At 45.2% G+C, this 15,702-nt stretch carries 8 protein-coding genes; 3 read left to right on the forward strand and 5 right to left on the reverse strand.

Annotation, left to right across the window (positions count from 1 at the left end):
- Positions 1–478 precede the first annotated feature (478 nt).
- A complete protein-coding gene (locus P3T48_RS01580) occupies positions 479–8,377 on the forward strand; it encodes a S8 family serine peptidase (protein WP_276505366.1) in 7,899 nt (2,632 codons plus the stop codon).
- A gap of 329 nt (positions 8,378–8,706) precedes the next feature.
- Positions 8,707–10,899, forward strand: coding sequence for a M6 family metalloprotease domain-containing protein (locus P3T48_RS01585; protein WP_276505367.1), 2,193 nt, complete (start codon positions 8,707–8,709; stop codon positions 10,897–10,899).
- A gap of 154 nt (positions 10,900–11,053) precedes the next feature.
- Here the strand turns inward: P3T48_RS01585 and P3T48_RS01590 are convergent, their stop codons facing one another.
- From P3T48_RS01590 to P3T48_RS01600, 3 genes are read right to left on the reverse strand one after another with little or no spacing between them, the layout of a single operon-like run.
- Complete coding sequence (locus tag P3T48_RS01590) at positions 11,054–11,338, reverse strand: DUF4160 domain-containing protein (RefSeq protein ID WP_022252858.1); 285 nt, start codon at positions 11,336–11,338, stop codon at positions 11,054–11,056.
- On the reverse strand, positions 11,331–11,570 hold the full coding sequence (locus tag P3T48_RS01595) for a DUF7723 family protein (RefSeq protein ID WP_022252859.1): 240 nt from the start codon (positions 11,568–11,570) through the stop codon (positions 11,331–11,333). Before P3T48_RS01595 ends, P3T48_RS01590 begins: the two co-directional genes overlap by 8 nt.
- On the reverse strand, positions 11,551–11,850 hold the full coding sequence (locus P3T48_RS01600; RefSeq protein ID WP_022252860.1) for a DUF7724 family protein: 300 nt from the start codon (positions 11,848–11,850) through the stop codon (positions 11,551–11,553). Before P3T48_RS01600 ends, P3T48_RS01595 begins: the two co-directional genes overlap by 20 nt.
- Before the next feature lie 325 nt (positions 11,851–12,175).
- On the opposite strand from P3T48_RS01600, the gene P3T48_RS01605 reads away from it, so the two are divergent.
- Positions 12,176–12,835: an Abi family protein gene (locus P3T48_RS01605; RefSeq protein ID WP_158464111.1), complete on the forward strand. Its 660-nt coding sequence runs from the start codon at positions 12,176–12,178 to the stop codon at positions 12,833–12,835.
- Positions 12,836–13,010: 175 nt separating this feature from the next.
- On the opposite strand, the gene P3T48_RS01610 is transcribed toward P3T48_RS01605, so the two are convergent.
- Together P3T48_RS01610 and P3T48_RS01615 are read right to left on the reverse strand one after the other, a co-directional pair.
- The gene (locus tag P3T48_RS01610; RefSeq protein WP_276505368.1) at positions 13,011–14,762 is read right to left on the reverse strand and encodes a C10 family peptidase; all 1,752 of its coding nucleotides are present in this window, start codon (positions 14,760–14,762) and stop codon (positions 13,011–13,013) included.
- Positions 14,763–14,860: 98 nt separating this feature from the next.
- On the reverse strand, positions 14,861–15,694 hold the full coding sequence (locus tag P3T48_RS01615; RefSeq protein ID WP_276505369.1) for a hypothetical protein: 834 nt from the start codon (positions 15,692–15,694) through the stop codon (positions 14,861–14,863).
- Positions 15,695–15,702: the final 8 nt, after the last annotated feature.

Here is a 15,702-nt window from a genome sequence, read left to right on the forward strand (position 1 = left end):
TTCTGCTTTGTTTTTATTTTGCGTGTTATTTTTTGTAAAGGTACGCCTTTTTCTCTTTTCCATGGTGAAGACAACCTATTCTCTAACTTCCTTTAACGAGTTTAACTTCCATTACAGATGATCTTTGTTCGAGGAATTGATTCCTTAATACCTCAGTCATGCGATAACCTCTTAATTTCAGAATAACTAAAAATAATATTTTGTAAGTTAAAGTATGGATAAATGGGGTGGCTGTAAGTTGCAGCCGTAATTAAGTGCAAAATGATGTATTTTTACTGTCTTTTTATACAAAACTGTCAGAAATGCTTGCGTATATCAATTAATTTATTTACTTTTGCACCCGAGAGAAAAAGTTAGTGTCGTACAGACACTCATGAGGGCGTATCAACACTTATCAGATTGTTTCGACACTTATTTACGTATAGCATTATAATATACTATTATTTGTTTTATATTTATTTTTTACAACATTTTCAAGATGACAAGAAGATTACTTTTGTTAGTATGTGCGATGCTGTGTTTAGGCAGTAGCGTACGTATTCAGGCGCAGTCTGTATCTTCTTCTACAGCAACCTCTGCGGATGGTAATTACGTAGAGGGTGTCGTTCGTGTCAAACTCCAGCGCGAGATAGCCGACCGTTTGGTGTCTGCCAAGCTTCCGCTGTCGGTGAAAGGTACGAGCAAGAAGTATGTTCAGACTGGCGTGACCCCGCTCGACAGGGTCAGTCAGAAAGTAAAGGCAGTCTCTATGACCCGTGTTTTCCCTTATGCCGGTAAGGATGAGGCTAAGCACAAGGCAGCAGGACTGGATCTTTGGTACGATGTCCACTACGAGGCATCAGGTATGAAACTGGCACAAGCCCGTAACTTGCTCCGTTCTACAGAGGGTGTGGCTTATGCCCAGCGCATACCGGTTTACAAACCCATAGGCGGTGAGCGTTTCCTGGAGGTTTCGCCAGCTGCAGTGGCAAAGGCAGCCAAGGCTGCTTCTACCATGCCTTTCAACGACCCATTGCTCAATGACCAGTGGCATTACAACAACGATGGTCATATCGCAGGTACCAAGGTGGGTGCCGATGCCAATGTGTTCAAGGCTTGGGAAACTGGTGTTACCGGTTCTAAGGATGTTGTGGTTGCCATCATTGATGGTGGTTTCCAGGTAGATCACCCCGACCTGAAGGACAATGTGTGGATCAACGCAGCCGAGTTGAACGGTGAGCCTGGTGTTGATGATGATAAGGATGGCTTTGTAGATGATATCTACGGCTTCAACTTCGTTATCAATTCAAGCGATATCAACGCTCACTCTCATGGTACTCACGTAGCAGGTACCGTAGGTGCCACCAATAATAATGGTATCGGTGTCTGCGGTGTTGCCGGTGGTAGCGACGGTAAGGGCGGTGTCAAGATGATGGTCTGCCAGGTATTCGACAGCCGTGCCAGCAGTTCTGCAGTAGCTGATTTCGGTCAAGCCATTGTTTATGCAGCCGACCGCGGTGCCAGCATTGCCCAGTGTTCCTGGGGTGCCAGTGTTGCAGACGATGAGGATAAGTCGGTTACCGAAGCTGTTGATTACTTCACCAAGAATGGTGGTGGCGACAAGATGAACGGAGGTCTCTGTATCTTTGCTGCCGGTAACAATGGTGAGGAAGGCAACTATTATCCTGGTTGTCTTGACAAGGTTGTGGCTGTTGGTTCCATGGCTCCTGACGGAAGCGTGGCTTATTATTCCAACCGTGGCAAGTGGGTTGATGTGACAGCCCCTGGTGGTTTGGAAGACAATGGTCAGCAGTATGGCGTATTGAGTACCTTGCCTAACAGTACCTACGGTTATAATGAGGGAACCTCTATGGCATGTCCTCATGTATCTGGTATTGCAGCCTTGATTCTTTCCAAGTATGGTAACAAGCAGTTCTCTAATGAGACTCTCCGCACCTTGCTTACCACTTCTGTAAACGACCTGTATACTCAGAATCCTGAGTACAAGGGCTTGATGGGTTCCGGTTATATCGATGCTTACAAGGCTTTGCAGGGTAAGGAGGGTAGCGTGCCTGAGGCTGTTGCCGACTTCACTGTTACTGCATCTCACGACAATGCTCTCATCGAATGGACGATTCCTGAAACCGAAGAGAAGAGCATCGACCATCATGTGATTTATTATAGCACAGAGGCTTTCACTGCTACAGACGACTTGAACAAGTTGAGCTCAGTATCAGTAGATACCAAGTTTAAGTATTCAGGCGACAAGATGTCTTATGAGTTGGATGGTCTGAAGGCTTCTACCAAGTACTACTTCGCCATTGTGGCTTACAACCGTTGGGGTAAGGCTTCTGCCGTTTCTCCCATCAAGGAGGCTACCACCAATGCAGGTCCTAAGGTTCAGGTAGACCAGAAGAACCTTTCTATGACCGTAGATGCCACCAAGGCTTCCACAGCCGAGGCTTCTTTCAATGTAAAGAATGCAGGTGAGGGCGTGTTGAAGTATCAGCTTACTACTGCTACGACCCGAGCTACTATGTCTACCAGCGGTCGTATCAAGAATCCAAACCCAGGTCAGGTTCTTCCTTTCAGCGGTACAGTCAGCCCAACACTTGTGAAGCGCAATGCTGTGGCTACTTCAAACTATCAGGCTAAGGACTGGCCAGACACTTTGACCTATTCCAACCAGGTGTACAGCTATATCGGTGAAACTGATACCAAGCTGCCAAATGCTTTGGCTCAGTATTTCTATGTAGATAAGGCAACTTATCCTAATGGTTTCAACCTGACCGATCTTCGTATTCAGGGACAGAACGGACAGGATCCTGAGATTGAAATCTACGACGGTTCACGTTCTATCTCTACTGCAAGTTTGATTCAGAAGGTTAATTATGGCTTCTGGGCATACAATTATCCTATTACCCTGAAAGAGCAGATTCACTTTGCTCCTGGTTCAAGCTTCTGGGTAGTGGCTAAGTTCCCTGCTGGCGCCAAGAACCCATTGGCTACAGGCAAGACTTCCCGAACCGATGTTGCCCAGTACAGCTTCTATAGCTCTGATAACGGTACAACCTGGACTCAGTTGAGTGAGGTGCTCAAGGGCACCAGTTTCGAGGCTGTAGCCAGTCAGCTCACATGGGCAGTACAGGCCATCAGCAAGAACCCAGACTGGAGTGAGGTGCTCAACCCTGAGCCTATTAGCGGTGAGGTTCGTCCTAACGAAAGCCAGAAGGTTACTCTGAAGAATGATGGTCAGAAACTGGTGAATGGTACTTACAACTTCAATATCCATGTCAAGAGCAATGAGGCTGTTGATTCCAAGCAGCAGGTTGCTTTGTCTATGACCGTGAAGGGCTATAAGCCTGAACTGCACAGCCAGCAGCTGGTTGACTTCGGTGACTTGCTGGTGGGTCAGACCAAGACCATTGATGTAGAGTTGACCAATAGCGGTTATGGTGTATTTGGTGGTAACTATGGTAGGCTCCAGGCTCCAAAGAACGTGAAGTCTTCATCCGATCAGTTCAATGTGTCAAAGGGTGCCAATAATATTGCAGCCCGCTCTACCGGTACGTTGCCTGTGACGTTCGCTCCTACCACGGAGGGCAACTTCAGCAGTACCATCACCCTGACCGATAAGAATGGTCAGCAGTATTCATTCCTGGTTCGCGGTGTCGCTTCAGTTCCTGCCAAGCAGAGTGTAACTCCTGATGCTTATGATGCAGGCGACCTGAAGGTAGGCGGTGAGGATAAGACTACTACCATCACCATCAGTAACACGGGTAACTATCCTTTGCAGTATGTATTCCCTAAGTTCTCTTCCGAGAAGATAGTAGGTTCTACTGCCAAAGTACATAAGTTTGGTTATACTACCATCTCTAATGTTGCCGGTGATGAATCATTCGAGTACGAGACTGCTCCAGAGTTGGCTGACGAGAAGGACATCACCTCTCAGTTCACTAACGACAACTGGCAGTCGGGTCCTATCAAGGTGGGCTTCAAGTTCCCATTCTATGGCAAGGACTACGAGCAGATTTACGTATCTTCTTATGGTGGTGTCTCCATGCAGCAGATGGATGGCCGTATCTCTTGTATGGTTCCTACTGGCGATTGTGTACAGGGATTGGGCTATATTTCGGCTTATACCAATTCTGGCTGGATGGACATGGGTGCCAACAGTAAGATTACCTATGGTCATAAGAACGGTAAACTCTATATCAAGTTCAAGGATGTGGTAACTCCTGCAACCAATGGTGCCGGCGAGACCACAACCATCAGCTTCCACATGGCTCTTTGCCCTGACGGAAGTGTTGAGGTTTACTACGATGATTATAATCCAGCTGGCGTATTCGGCTCTGGTGGTCACAACTTCGTAGGTGTCAGCGATATTGCTGCTTCCGATCCTTGTATATTTGTTGATGCCAACAAGGTACAGGAGAGCAATGGTGGTCTGGATGCTCCTTATTATGATATCGTTACAGGCAGCGCCATCAAGATTGTGGCTCCTGCCAAGTCTATGATCAAGAGCCTGTCAAGCACTGATGGCTATGTAGGCAATGGTGAAAGCAAGGAAATCAAGGTAACATTGGCAGCCAACGATGAATTGGTGGCAGGACCTCTGACCAACTATCTCACCGTTATCACCAACGATCCAACCAACCCAAGTGCATCTGTCAAGTTGACTGCCAACATCGTTGGCGACAACCTGAAGGCTGAGGCTGCTCTCGATTCTACCAGCGTAGATTTCGGTAAGGTATTCCGCACTTCTGCCCAGCAGCGCACAGTATTGTTGAGCAACAACGGTAAGGATGCTCTCAACGTGACAAGCGTAACTGTCAAGAACGGCAAGTTTACTCTCGCTGAAGAAATGAATGCGGCCTTCTCTGTTCCTGCAGGTCAGGGCAAGGATATCGTTGTGACATTGCCTACTGCCGAGAAGGGTACTGTAGAAGATGTTCTCGTCATCACCTATCAGGATGGTACAACCAAGGAAATCCCATTGAAGGCTGAGGTGATTGGTAATCCTACCTGGAAGAGTAATCCAGAGAGCCTGGAGGTTGAAACTCCTTATGGTACCAATGTAGAAAAGACAATCCAGGTAACCAACGAGGGCGATGAGAATCTTACGTTCTCTGCTGAGCCTGCTTCTTGGTATACAGCTTCCGACCTGGAGGCTACAGGAAAGTCTTCTGTTGATTATGTGTTCAAGTCTAAGCTCGATGGCTTCGATATACCTTATAACTGGGTAGATATCACCAACGACTATACTGAGCACATGCCTTATGCATACTATATTGATAAGACAGACTTCAAGAAGGTGGAACTTCCATTCGAGTTCCCATTCTATGGCAAGAAGTATAAGAGCATGTATATCTACAATACTGGTTTCGTATCTTTCGATGCACCGGTAGAGGATTACAAGCAGTTCCCTGAGCCACCAGCAAGTCTGCCAACAACAGAAACCTTCTATACCAACATCATCTGCCCATTCTGGGGTAACCACTCTATGAATACTCCATCTTCTGATGGTGTATATTATAAGGCAAAGGATGATGAGGTCATTGTAAGCTATAAGAATTATGGCAATACGATGATGCAGGGTATGAACTTTGAGGTGATTCTCCGCAAGGATGGTTCCTTCAAGTTCCAGTACAATGTAGATCCTGATGGATTCCAGTTGGGCGTATTCGGTCTCTGTGGTATCATGGATCATACCGGTACTCGTGGTATTACTCCTGCTGATATGTATATCACCGACGGCAATGCCGTTGAGTTCTCTCCATATAAGAACTATGTAGTGGCTCCAGGTGAGCAGGTTGAAATGCCGGTTGAGCTGAAGGCTAACCAGCTGGCTGATACTTATGATTATGAGTTGAACGTTACAACCAACGATCCTTCTAGTGCAAGCGTTAAGATTCCTGTTAAGCTGAATATCACTGGTGAGGCTCAGGCTGAGTTCCCTGAGATAATCAATGTTGAGCAGCCTGTAGATGAGAACGCAATGGATCCTTCATACTATGAATTCTATGTAGTCAACAAGGGAACCAAGGCATTCACTATCACAGACGTTGCTTCTGAGATGTTTACTGGCTCGGAGTCTGATGACCCTGATGTTGAGGAGCCTTCTGCTCCAGAAGGTAAACTTGAGGTCTATGCTGCACAAAGCAACTATGGCGGTGACGACGGTATCGACCCAGGTCCAATGGCACTTGCTGATGATGCTACAGCCAAGGCATGGATTCCATACCAGAGCGGTATGATGGCTCCTATCGTAGTAGGTACCGACACCGTGAAGTTCAGAATCGCACCTTATATTGTATATGAAGTACATAAGAAGGAATTCCCTCTCATATTTACAGTAGAGGGCTTGAATGAGGAGACACACACCTCTACCATCAAGCTGAATATCACAGAGGCTCCTGTCTTGTCATTCGACCAAGAGGAGTTGCACATTGAGAATGTGGCTTCTGACTATAAGGGCACTTCTACCGTCAATTTGATGAACGAAGGCGAGTATAAGCTTACTTACTCATTGAGTCTCGATCCATCTGGTCGTGATGCAGGCAATGAGTATGAGGACGGCAACGATCCTGCTCCTGCCTATAACGTCATCTCTTATCCTTCACAGGATGCAGCCAAGAACTTCGTGGCTACCTGTGTAGAGAAGATTTCCGGCAAGAAGGGCATGGTGAAGGCTCTTGGCTTGAAGAAGGTGAAGGACGATCAGAAGTTCATCTACGACTTGCCTAAGGGCTATGAGGGTAATGCGCTCTATTATCCAGTACTCAACCCTGTAGAAAATGCTCAGGCTGCCCTGATGGGTACGGGTGCTACTGCTCTGGATGAGAACTTCTATGCAGCAACTCGTTATGAGGCTCCTGCAGAAGGTTTCAATCTTACTCATCTCTACTTCGTCGGTACTGTAGGCGACTTGGAGAATGTGGACATCGAGGCTTCTGTTATTCTGGGCAATGATGTTACTGCTACCGAGAAGACCATCGGCCATGGCAAGATTCATATTGCCAAGGAAGAACCTCGTGATGATGGCAGCTACCAGGGTGCTGCACGTATGTTGGAGTTTGACAACCCTATCTACATCAATCCTGCCGATACCTTCTATGTCGTATTGAAGTATCCTGCCGGCTACAAGTCATCAGCCATGATGGCAACCAAGGATGGCGATATGGAGACCAATCGCTACATGGCACACCTGAAGTCTTTGGGTGGCTGGGTTGACATTGAGACACTCTACGACAATGCTTACAGCTATGGCGCCTTCGGTTACTTCATGACTTGTATCGAGAAGGAGAAGGGTGAACCATGGATTAAGTTGCTCAACGAGAAGAAGGAAGGTGAGATTGCTCCTGGCGAGTCTATTCCTGTACAGTTTGAGGTGAATGCCAAGAGCGCTTACTTCTCTAAGAACAATAAGGCTACTCTCGTAGTGAAGAGCAATGATCCTATGAACAAGCTCTACAACTATCACATCTATCTCGACAAGAATGCAGCTCCTACCATCACCGCTCCTGAAGGTGAGACCACTGTTCCTGAGGCAAGCAAGGCAGCTGTTGATGTAACTGTTGCTGATGCCGAGGGCGAGCCTTTCACTGTAAGTCTGAAAGATGTAGACGACATCGCTGCTGTTGAGAGTTATGAGAATGAGGACGGCACTCAGGAAGGTATTTCTGAAAGCAATGGTACTTATTCTGTTGAGGAAGGCGGCAGCTTAAAGCTCCGTGTCGTTCTTGCTCCTGATTACGGTACAGCTGGCAAGCATACCTTCACCATTAATGCCAAGGACGAGTCTGGCAATGTAAGCTCAGCTGTTGTCAACTACAATGTAGAGCATACCAACCGTGCTCCTGAGTACGTCGGTGCCACAGAGTTGGCTATGAAGGTTGGCGAGACCTCTGGTCAGTACAACTTCGCTGAGCTCTTCAAGGATGTGGATGGCGACAAGATGACCTACACAGCTTCTGTTGAGGATGCCTCTGTAGCTACTGTCTTCAAGTCGGAAGATGGATTCATCGTGGCTGGCAAGGCAGCAGGTAAGACCAAAATCAACGTAGTGGCTACCGATGCCAACGGTGCTTCTTCTACAGGTGTCATCTCTCTGACCGTATCAGAGACCACAGGCATCGACGGTGTTGAGGCCGATGGCAGCAACAAGGGTGATATAACGGTCAACGAGAATGGTGAGGTTACTCTCCATGTCAATGCCGACAAGGCCGTGCTCCGTGTTTACAGCAATGCCGGTCAGCTGATGGCTCAGCAGATAGCCGCTCCTGTACATGCAGGCGATAAGGTTAGCCTTAACCTGTCTGGCTCTATAGCAGGTGTTTATCACCTCGTAGCCGACATCGATGGTAAGGTTTCTGCCATTAAGTTCGCACTCAAGTAAATTCTTTCTTCTATCCATCAGAGAGCCTTTGGGGTTCTCTGTAGGATAGGATAATCCACCCAAAAGTCCCGTGTCATGTTTATGATGCGGGACTTTTTTCTTTTCTCTTTCTATCCCACATTTCTATGTAGTGTCTTTTTGGGGAAAGATAACTTCCTCATTAGCGAAAAGTCGATAGTTTTTCAAGAATTATGCAGAAAATCTTGTGGGGTGAAAATAAAATGCGTAAATTTGCGTCGCTTAACGGATGGTTACACAAATTCTATAACTTCTGAACTTGCTGAAGTTCTATAATATTCAATTACTAAAACACAACGAAAAGACTTACGATGAAAAGATGGTTTACACTATGGGTTGTGCTCTTTGTTGTCTTGTCGGCAATGGCAGTACCCGCCAAGCCAGGAGTCTGGCGCACCATTTCGCTCACTGATGGCACACAGGTCAAGGTACAGTTGGTTGGCGATGAGTTCATGCACTATTACCAGAGTGAGGACGGAACACGTTATCTCTATGATGCTGCTTCAGCAACTTATCAGGTTTATTCTGATAGCCAATTCTCGAATTCTCGTCGCAAGGCTGTGGCACGGAGAGCCAAGGCCAACAATCGTCGCGCAGTGAGGCGAAAGGCTGATGTTACTAATATTTTCCAAGGCACGAAGAAGGGACTGATCATCTTGGCTCAGTTTACCGACTCCAAGTTTCAGAGTGGTCACGACCGTGCTTTGTACAACAAGATAGCCAATGCTGAGAACTATACCGACAATGGATTCAACGGCAGTGTGAAAGATTACTTCAAGGCGCAGAGTGCAGGACAGTTCGAACTCGACTTTGATGTTGTAGGTATCTGTCAGCTGAAGAACCCATGTTCCTATTATGGAGGAAATGATTCTCATGGCAACGACCTTCACGCTGGCGAGATGGTAGCTGAGGCTTGTCAGTGGGCAGCTACTCAGGGCGTTGATTTCTCCAAATACGACTGGGACGGCGATGGCGAAGTAGATCAGGTATTTGTGCTTTATGCTGGAAAGGGAGAGGCTGATGGCGGTGCTGTATCTACGATATGGCCACACGAGTTTGCTCTTTCAGCATCCGATTATGGCAAGTCTCTTTCCTTCAATGGTGTTAAGGTAGACACCTATGCCTGCAGTGCAGAGCTGAATGGTCGTGGCATACTCGATGGTATCGGAACTTTTTGCCATGAGTTCTCCCATTGCATGGGATTCCCTGACTTGTATGATACTGGTTATTCTGGATGGTTCGGAATGGGCGCTTACGATCTGATGTGTGCAGGTAATAATAATGGTGACGGCAAATGTCCTGCAGGTTATTCGGCTTACGAGAAGCATGAGTGTGGCTGGTTGACATATCAGGATGTTACCCATATAGATGAAGCCCTCAACGTCACAGGACTGAAAGCCATCAGCGAGGGTGGCGGTGCCTATGTGCTGAAAAACAAGGCGCACGAGGATGAATATTACATCGTTGAAAATCGTCAAAACACAGGTTGGGATGCTTATCTTCCTTCTGAAGGTGTGATGATTACCCATGTGGACTATGATGCCTATATCTGGTGGAATAATATGCCCAATACAAAGGGGAATTACTATGATGAAAATGAAAATGTTTATTATAACGATCATCAGCGTTTTACCATCTTCCGTGCAGGCAAGTCTACGTCAGATGATGGCGTTACTTCCGACCTTTACCCCTATAACACCAACAACAGTCTTACCGCCGAGTCCAATCCTGCTGCTACCTTATATAATAAGAATAGCGATGGCACCAAGTATATGCACATCGACATCACGGATATCAGTGTGGCATCCGACAGAACAGCCTCGCTCACCTTCAGCAAGGCAGACCGCAGTAGTGGCGGTGGGGGAGAGACCGATCCCGATACTCCTGTCACACCATCTGGCTCAGTCTTGTTGTACGAGTCTTTTGATAAGTGTGGTGGAACAGGAGGCAATGATAATCAGTGGAGTGGCAATGGAGTAGCTGGGTCTGAAGCCCTCAGTATGGAGTTCGACAATAATGGCTGGACCAGTTCTAATAAGATCTTTTCTGGCAATCAATGTGTACGATTGGGCAACAGCAGTACGGCTGGTGTTATCACGACTCCTGCCTTTTCCGTCAATGGCTCTGCTTATCTGTCATTCAAGGCAGGAGGGTGGGACGGCACTCATGATGCCACCTCCCTGACGCTTTCTGTCAACAATGGCACGTTGTCGAAGACTACCGTTGAGATTCCAAAAGGTTTATGGAAACAGTTTGGTGTCAACATCACAGCTACTGGCACAGTAAAGGTTACCTTCAAGGCCGACAAGAAGCGTTTCTTCCTTGATGAGGTGAAGGTAGTAGACCCAACCATCGACTCTGGCATTCATGACATCGTGGCGGGCGAAGAGAATGGCATCGTGGCTTATTACTCGCTCAATGGAACCCGCCTCGATGGTCCTCGCCCCGGAGTCTGCATCGTACGTTACGCCAATGGCGAAGTACGTAAAGTCATCATACGATGATTTGTTCTGCGATATTCCTTAGGGAAAAGTAAAGATGAAAAAAACAACAATGCCCACCCTTGGTACGGTAAGTAACCAAAGGTGGGCATTATAGGTATTGCCGAGCGCAGCTAATATTATGTGAAAAGCACTTGCTCATATCAACCTTCTTATATTAATGTTCTCCACGATAAAATCCATTATTGCTCATTTCCGACCATTTCAAGAACATTTCTTGATAGTTGTCTTTAATGAATTCACGAATTATTCTCATTTCTTTATTGGTCAGAACACCCTGCTCTTTTACGACTGTATCACCATTTCCTAAAACAAACAACTTGGCTGAGCCAGATTCCGTTAAGTGTCGGTCACTCGCATGTACATGCATAGCTTCTACTATACAATGTGAAGTAAAATATAGGTAATACCCACATATCATAAAATCGTAATATTTAGGCATAAGTTTGTTCCATTAAATTCTTGTTTCGTTTCCAATACTTTTGAACAATGCTGATTTCAATATCATCCATATTGGTTTCTATTACATCACCCTCTCTTGTCATCACAAGAGCATGATATGGCGGGTGTAGATATACTACACGTATAAAGCCTTCTTCACTTTGCGAAAATGCATATCCGCAAACAATCATTATTGCTTTTTCAGCTACGGCTTTAATTTCTTCTTCCTTCATGATAATCTATTTTAACTGACTTGATTGGTTTGAGAAATGTCGTAGGATTTATATAAAGATTCTTCAATATGGGCAAAAGGTCAATATACTCTTCTGTTTCACCAATGCCCTCATAATCAGCCATGACAACAATATATCCATTATCCCATTCCTTAACCTCTGTGAATCGTTTGAGGCGTTTTGGAGTACGAAATCGGATATTACTATTGCCATATCTAAAAGAAGTCATATCTCCATCATTGGAGAGAAATGCTTCTGATGAAATATTCTTGTTGTCCATACTTAACCTCCTTGTTTTTATGATTCTTCTTTTCTCGATTGCAAAGATTATGCCAGTGAGCGCAATGAAAGCTTGCTTTCAAATTGCCGAGCGCAGCTAATCTTATGCAAAATTACACTTTTCTTCCGAAAGATGCAAGAAATTTACGGGAAAATGTTTAAGGGTGAAGGAATAACAGAAAAAAGCAAAGAAAACAGGCTTTATTGTTGTCACTATCAAAATATTTATATACTTTTGCAAAAATAAAAAACCCGGGGTCATCACCAGCATCGAATAATCTGGGAGAGGGCCTTACCGGGACTGCGCTGCAAAGATAAGAATTAAAATGGAATATACCAAAGATTTTTTCGAAAAAGTTTTCTCGACAGATAGAATGAAGAAATATTTCTTGCTCTATCCTGGGGATGAAGTAAAGGCAATTAAGCATTATCAATGTAACATAATGCTTTCCGAAGCTATGTACCCATGTCTTTCTGTCTTTGAGGTAGAACTCCGTAATTCCGTAGTTCGGGAACTTGTGGCATTTGCCAAAAGAGAAGATTGGTATGTCGTATTCTCTACAACTCCAGGCTTAATGGAGCTGAATAAATATATAAGCACAGCTAAGAAACAAATTGCTGCACGAGGAGAAGATATTACCACAGCAAAGATTACAGCAGAATTGACCTGGGGCTTCTGGACATCCCTTTTTAATAGAAACTACGAACGTATCCTTTGGAAAGATTTAAGGAGAGCTTTCCCCTTTATGAAGAAAGCTAATCGGCAAAGAAAGATAGTTGCTAGCTTCTTAAACAAATTCCGTCGCTTGCGCAATAGGATAGATCATAATGAAGCAATTTGTTGGAATCTCGATGAAGTTGAGATGATACACGATGAAATGAAGAATGTTATGGGATGGATGAATAAGGAGGTACCAGCTTGGTTGTCTCAGTTTGATAGATTTGGCTCTGTAAGCTTTGATATACGCAAAATTATGGATTGGTAAAGCCATATCTAAAAAAGTTATATCTCCATGATTGGAGATTATCGCTTCTTCTGAAAGAAGCAAGGAATTTATTGGAAAATATTTGAGGCAGAGGAAGATAAGAAGAAATGCCCACCCTTGGTACGGTAAGTAACCAAAGGTGGGCAATGTATTTGATAGGTGATAGAAGAATTTTTTACTTCACAACTTTTCTTGTCGTGTCGCCTTGCTTCACGATCAATACGCCATGAGCAGGAACATCATCGAGACAGAAGTCCTGTGTCTTCGACTTATACACCTCCTGACCTTGCATATTATATATATAGGTGTAAGGAGCAGAGATGTTGTGCTTAACAGCAACGGCAGAGATAGCAGAAGTGCCATCCTGTGATAAAGTCATCGTGCCATCGGAAGCAACGGTAAGTGTGTACATGATGGTGCCACCTACGCTACGCAAGCATTGATAGGCTTTTTCTTTTGTCGACTTTGAGCCAAGAAACAGTTTGTAGGTGCCTGCAGAAATATTCTTTAATTCAGGCTCCTGACTCAGATTGTAGTCAACTTCAGGATGATCTTTGTCACCGTAATTAAAACCACTCAACATATCAACATAAGGTGTTTCTGTATCCGTCTCGAAAATCGGTTCGGTATAGAGTTTACTATTATTGTCACCCATGCCTTGTAGCACGATGTCTAATCTACCCTCGAACACGCGATGACTGTAATTGTAGGCGTTAGTCAGTTTGACGTGCAACTCGTTATTGCTGATATAAAAACTATATCCGTCAGTTACCCATTGCGAAATGTTTTCTTCGTCAGCGCTCGGAGTCTCCTGTTTCTTGAAGCCTAAAACCATACTCTGTCCGATGTTAAAACCCTCTCCGGTAAACCCAGTGATATTAGGTCTCAGAACATCAATATCAAACCATCCGTCTCCAGACTTTCCCCATCCCCAGTTGACATGTACTTTACCATCGCTCTGTATGCCATCGAGCAAGAAGGCATGACCTCCTTCTATCTCATCGCTACCGCAGTAGAGAACAGGCTGTTTAGCTTCCATTTCTTTGCGTACCATCTCCATCCATTCCGCATCGGTATAGAAGTCGCGCTGCAGACAACTGATAGCCAAAGAATCATATCTGAAGTTCTCGGCAAATCCCTTGGCAGCATACCATTCTATAGTACCACTGCTATTAGCCTGATAATTCATTTGACTGGCAGCACCGGCATCAGCCATCAGTGTGGCTACGGCATCATTCTCGTCTTCTGACATCATTCCATAGCTTGACAGCATAGCTGTCCATTGATAAGTATGTCCCAGTTCTCGCTTATACCACTTAGTGGTGCCCTCTTTGTCATTTTTATCTTTATACGTAGTTACGGAATATATGCCTGTACCCTTACTTGTAGCAGGATATTGATAGTGCTTCATAATCTGTGCCATAGCTGTAGCTATACAACCCGTTGGGGCGGCGCTGCCATTAATCCGAGGACAAAGATTGTTGAAGGGTGTGTCCTGATTCCAGTAGGTCTTGATAAAATAGGTGGGGCGTCCACTTGCTGCCATTGGGTTAGCACTATAAGTAATACCTTTGGCTTTCATCCTTTCAAGTGATTTGTTGGCTGTATTCAGCCACCACTTCATGCCACAAGGCATATTATTTACATCAAAGTCTTCATCAGAAATTCCAAGCACAGGCTCTATGTCGTCGTCTTTGCTGATGAACACCACCCCTTTGCCCTTGATTCCATAGACATTGACCATATCTAATGACTGATATTTCTCAACGGCAATATTGGCTGCTGCCTTCTTGGCTCCAGCTGCCTGAAGATTTGAGGAGCAGAGAGCCTGCAGTGCTATTGTCTGCATTTCCTGTTCGCTTCGGTCTTCAGCGAAGTTTGGCATAGCGAGCAGAGAAGCAATAAAAAGTGTAAGAGTCTTTCTCATATTATATAAATTTATTTGGGGGTAAAACTGACTCTAAACAAGAATGGCGAAGCACTTGTGGCTTCGCCATTCTCTATAGAATATAATAAACTTTTTGTTTACTCGTTGGGTTCGAATGTATCGTAGTCCGTAATCTGACCCAAGTTACTTGCACTTACATACCACTGCATTAAAATCTTGCAGTAATAATCATCGTACATGAAGCTGGGTGAGTTTACCGACTTGCGAGTGAGACCATCTGCATAATAGATTGTTCCGTAGTCAGGATAAGTATATGGAGTAGCCTGCTCAGGAACTACAAGCTGGGTGATGGTAAGTCCATTTTGGTCTGTTCCCTTATTGTCTGTAAGATTAAAGGTCATGTGCTTACCTGTTCCCCAGAAGTTCTTGAAGCGGAAGAGTTTCGGATTGGCATCATTTACCTGCAAGATGGCTGGTTTGGAAGCACCAAACAACTGGGCACCGGCACCACTGAAGTTGTAAGTACCCTCGGCAACGGTAGTCCAACTGTTGGCAGTAAACTGTACTGTAGCCAAGGACTTTCCACCGCCTACAGCTACCACGGCGATAGTGTTGTCACCACTAAGGCTCTTGATGGTCTTGTCTATATTGGCAGCACCTTCTGCGCCTTCAATCTTCTCACCATTCTCAACCACATAGTCCTTATAGCCTTCCTCGCCCAGTTGAGTTAGGCGACTTTCATAATCAGCAGTTTTCTCTACCAGCAGATAAGCGCTCTGTGTAGCGCTGTTGGTTGCGATACGAATCTGTGTATCAATATCAGCATCATTAGGCTCTGTGGCTGTGTACTGATAAAGAGTTGCTTTAGCTTGGCTGTCAGAACCGATGTCGGAACCTTCATCCTCAGAGCAGGCGGTAAACATAGCTACCGAAACGAGGGCAAAGAACAGTCCATAAATATATTTTTTCATATTCTTTT

Source organism: Segatella intestinalis, assembly GCF_029348455.1.
Lineage (GTDB): Bacteria > Bacteroidota > Bacteroidia > Bacteroidales > Bacteroidaceae > Prevotella.

Excerpts from the sequence above, each read along its gene's own strand:
- P3T48_RS01610 (WP_276505368.1), bottom strand. The coding sequence starts at position 14,762 with ATGAGAAAGACTCTTACACTTTTTATTGCTTCTCTGCTCGCTATGCCA.
- P3T48_RS01580 (WP_276505366.1), top strand. The coding sequence starts at position 479 with ATGACAAGAAGATTACTTTTGTTAGTATGTGCGATGCTGTGTTTAGGC.
- P3T48_RS01600 (WP_022252860.1), bottom strand. The coding sequence starts at position 11,850 with ATGGACAACAAGAATATTTCATCAGAAGCATTTCTCTCCAATGATGGA.
- P3T48_RS01585 (WP_276505367.1), top strand. The coding sequence starts at position 8,707 with ATGAAAAGATGGTTTACACTATGGGTTGTGCTCTTTGTTGTCTTGTCG.
- P3T48_RS01605 (WP_158464111.1), top strand. The coding sequence starts at position 12,176 with ATGGAATATACCAAAGATTTTTTCGAAAAAGTTTTCTCGACAGATAGA.
- P3T48_RS01595 (WP_022252859.1), bottom strand. The coding sequence starts at position 11,570 with ATGAAGGAAGAAGAAATTAAAGCCGTAGCTGAAAAAGCAATAATGATT.
- P3T48_RS01615 (WP_276505369.1), bottom strand. The coding sequence starts at position 15,694 with ATGAAAAAATATATTTATGGACTGTTCTTTGCCCTCGTTTCGGTAGCT.
- P3T48_RS01590 (WP_022252858.1), bottom strand. The coding sequence starts at position 11,338 with ATGCCTAAATATTACGATTTTATGATATGTGGGTATTACCTATATTTT.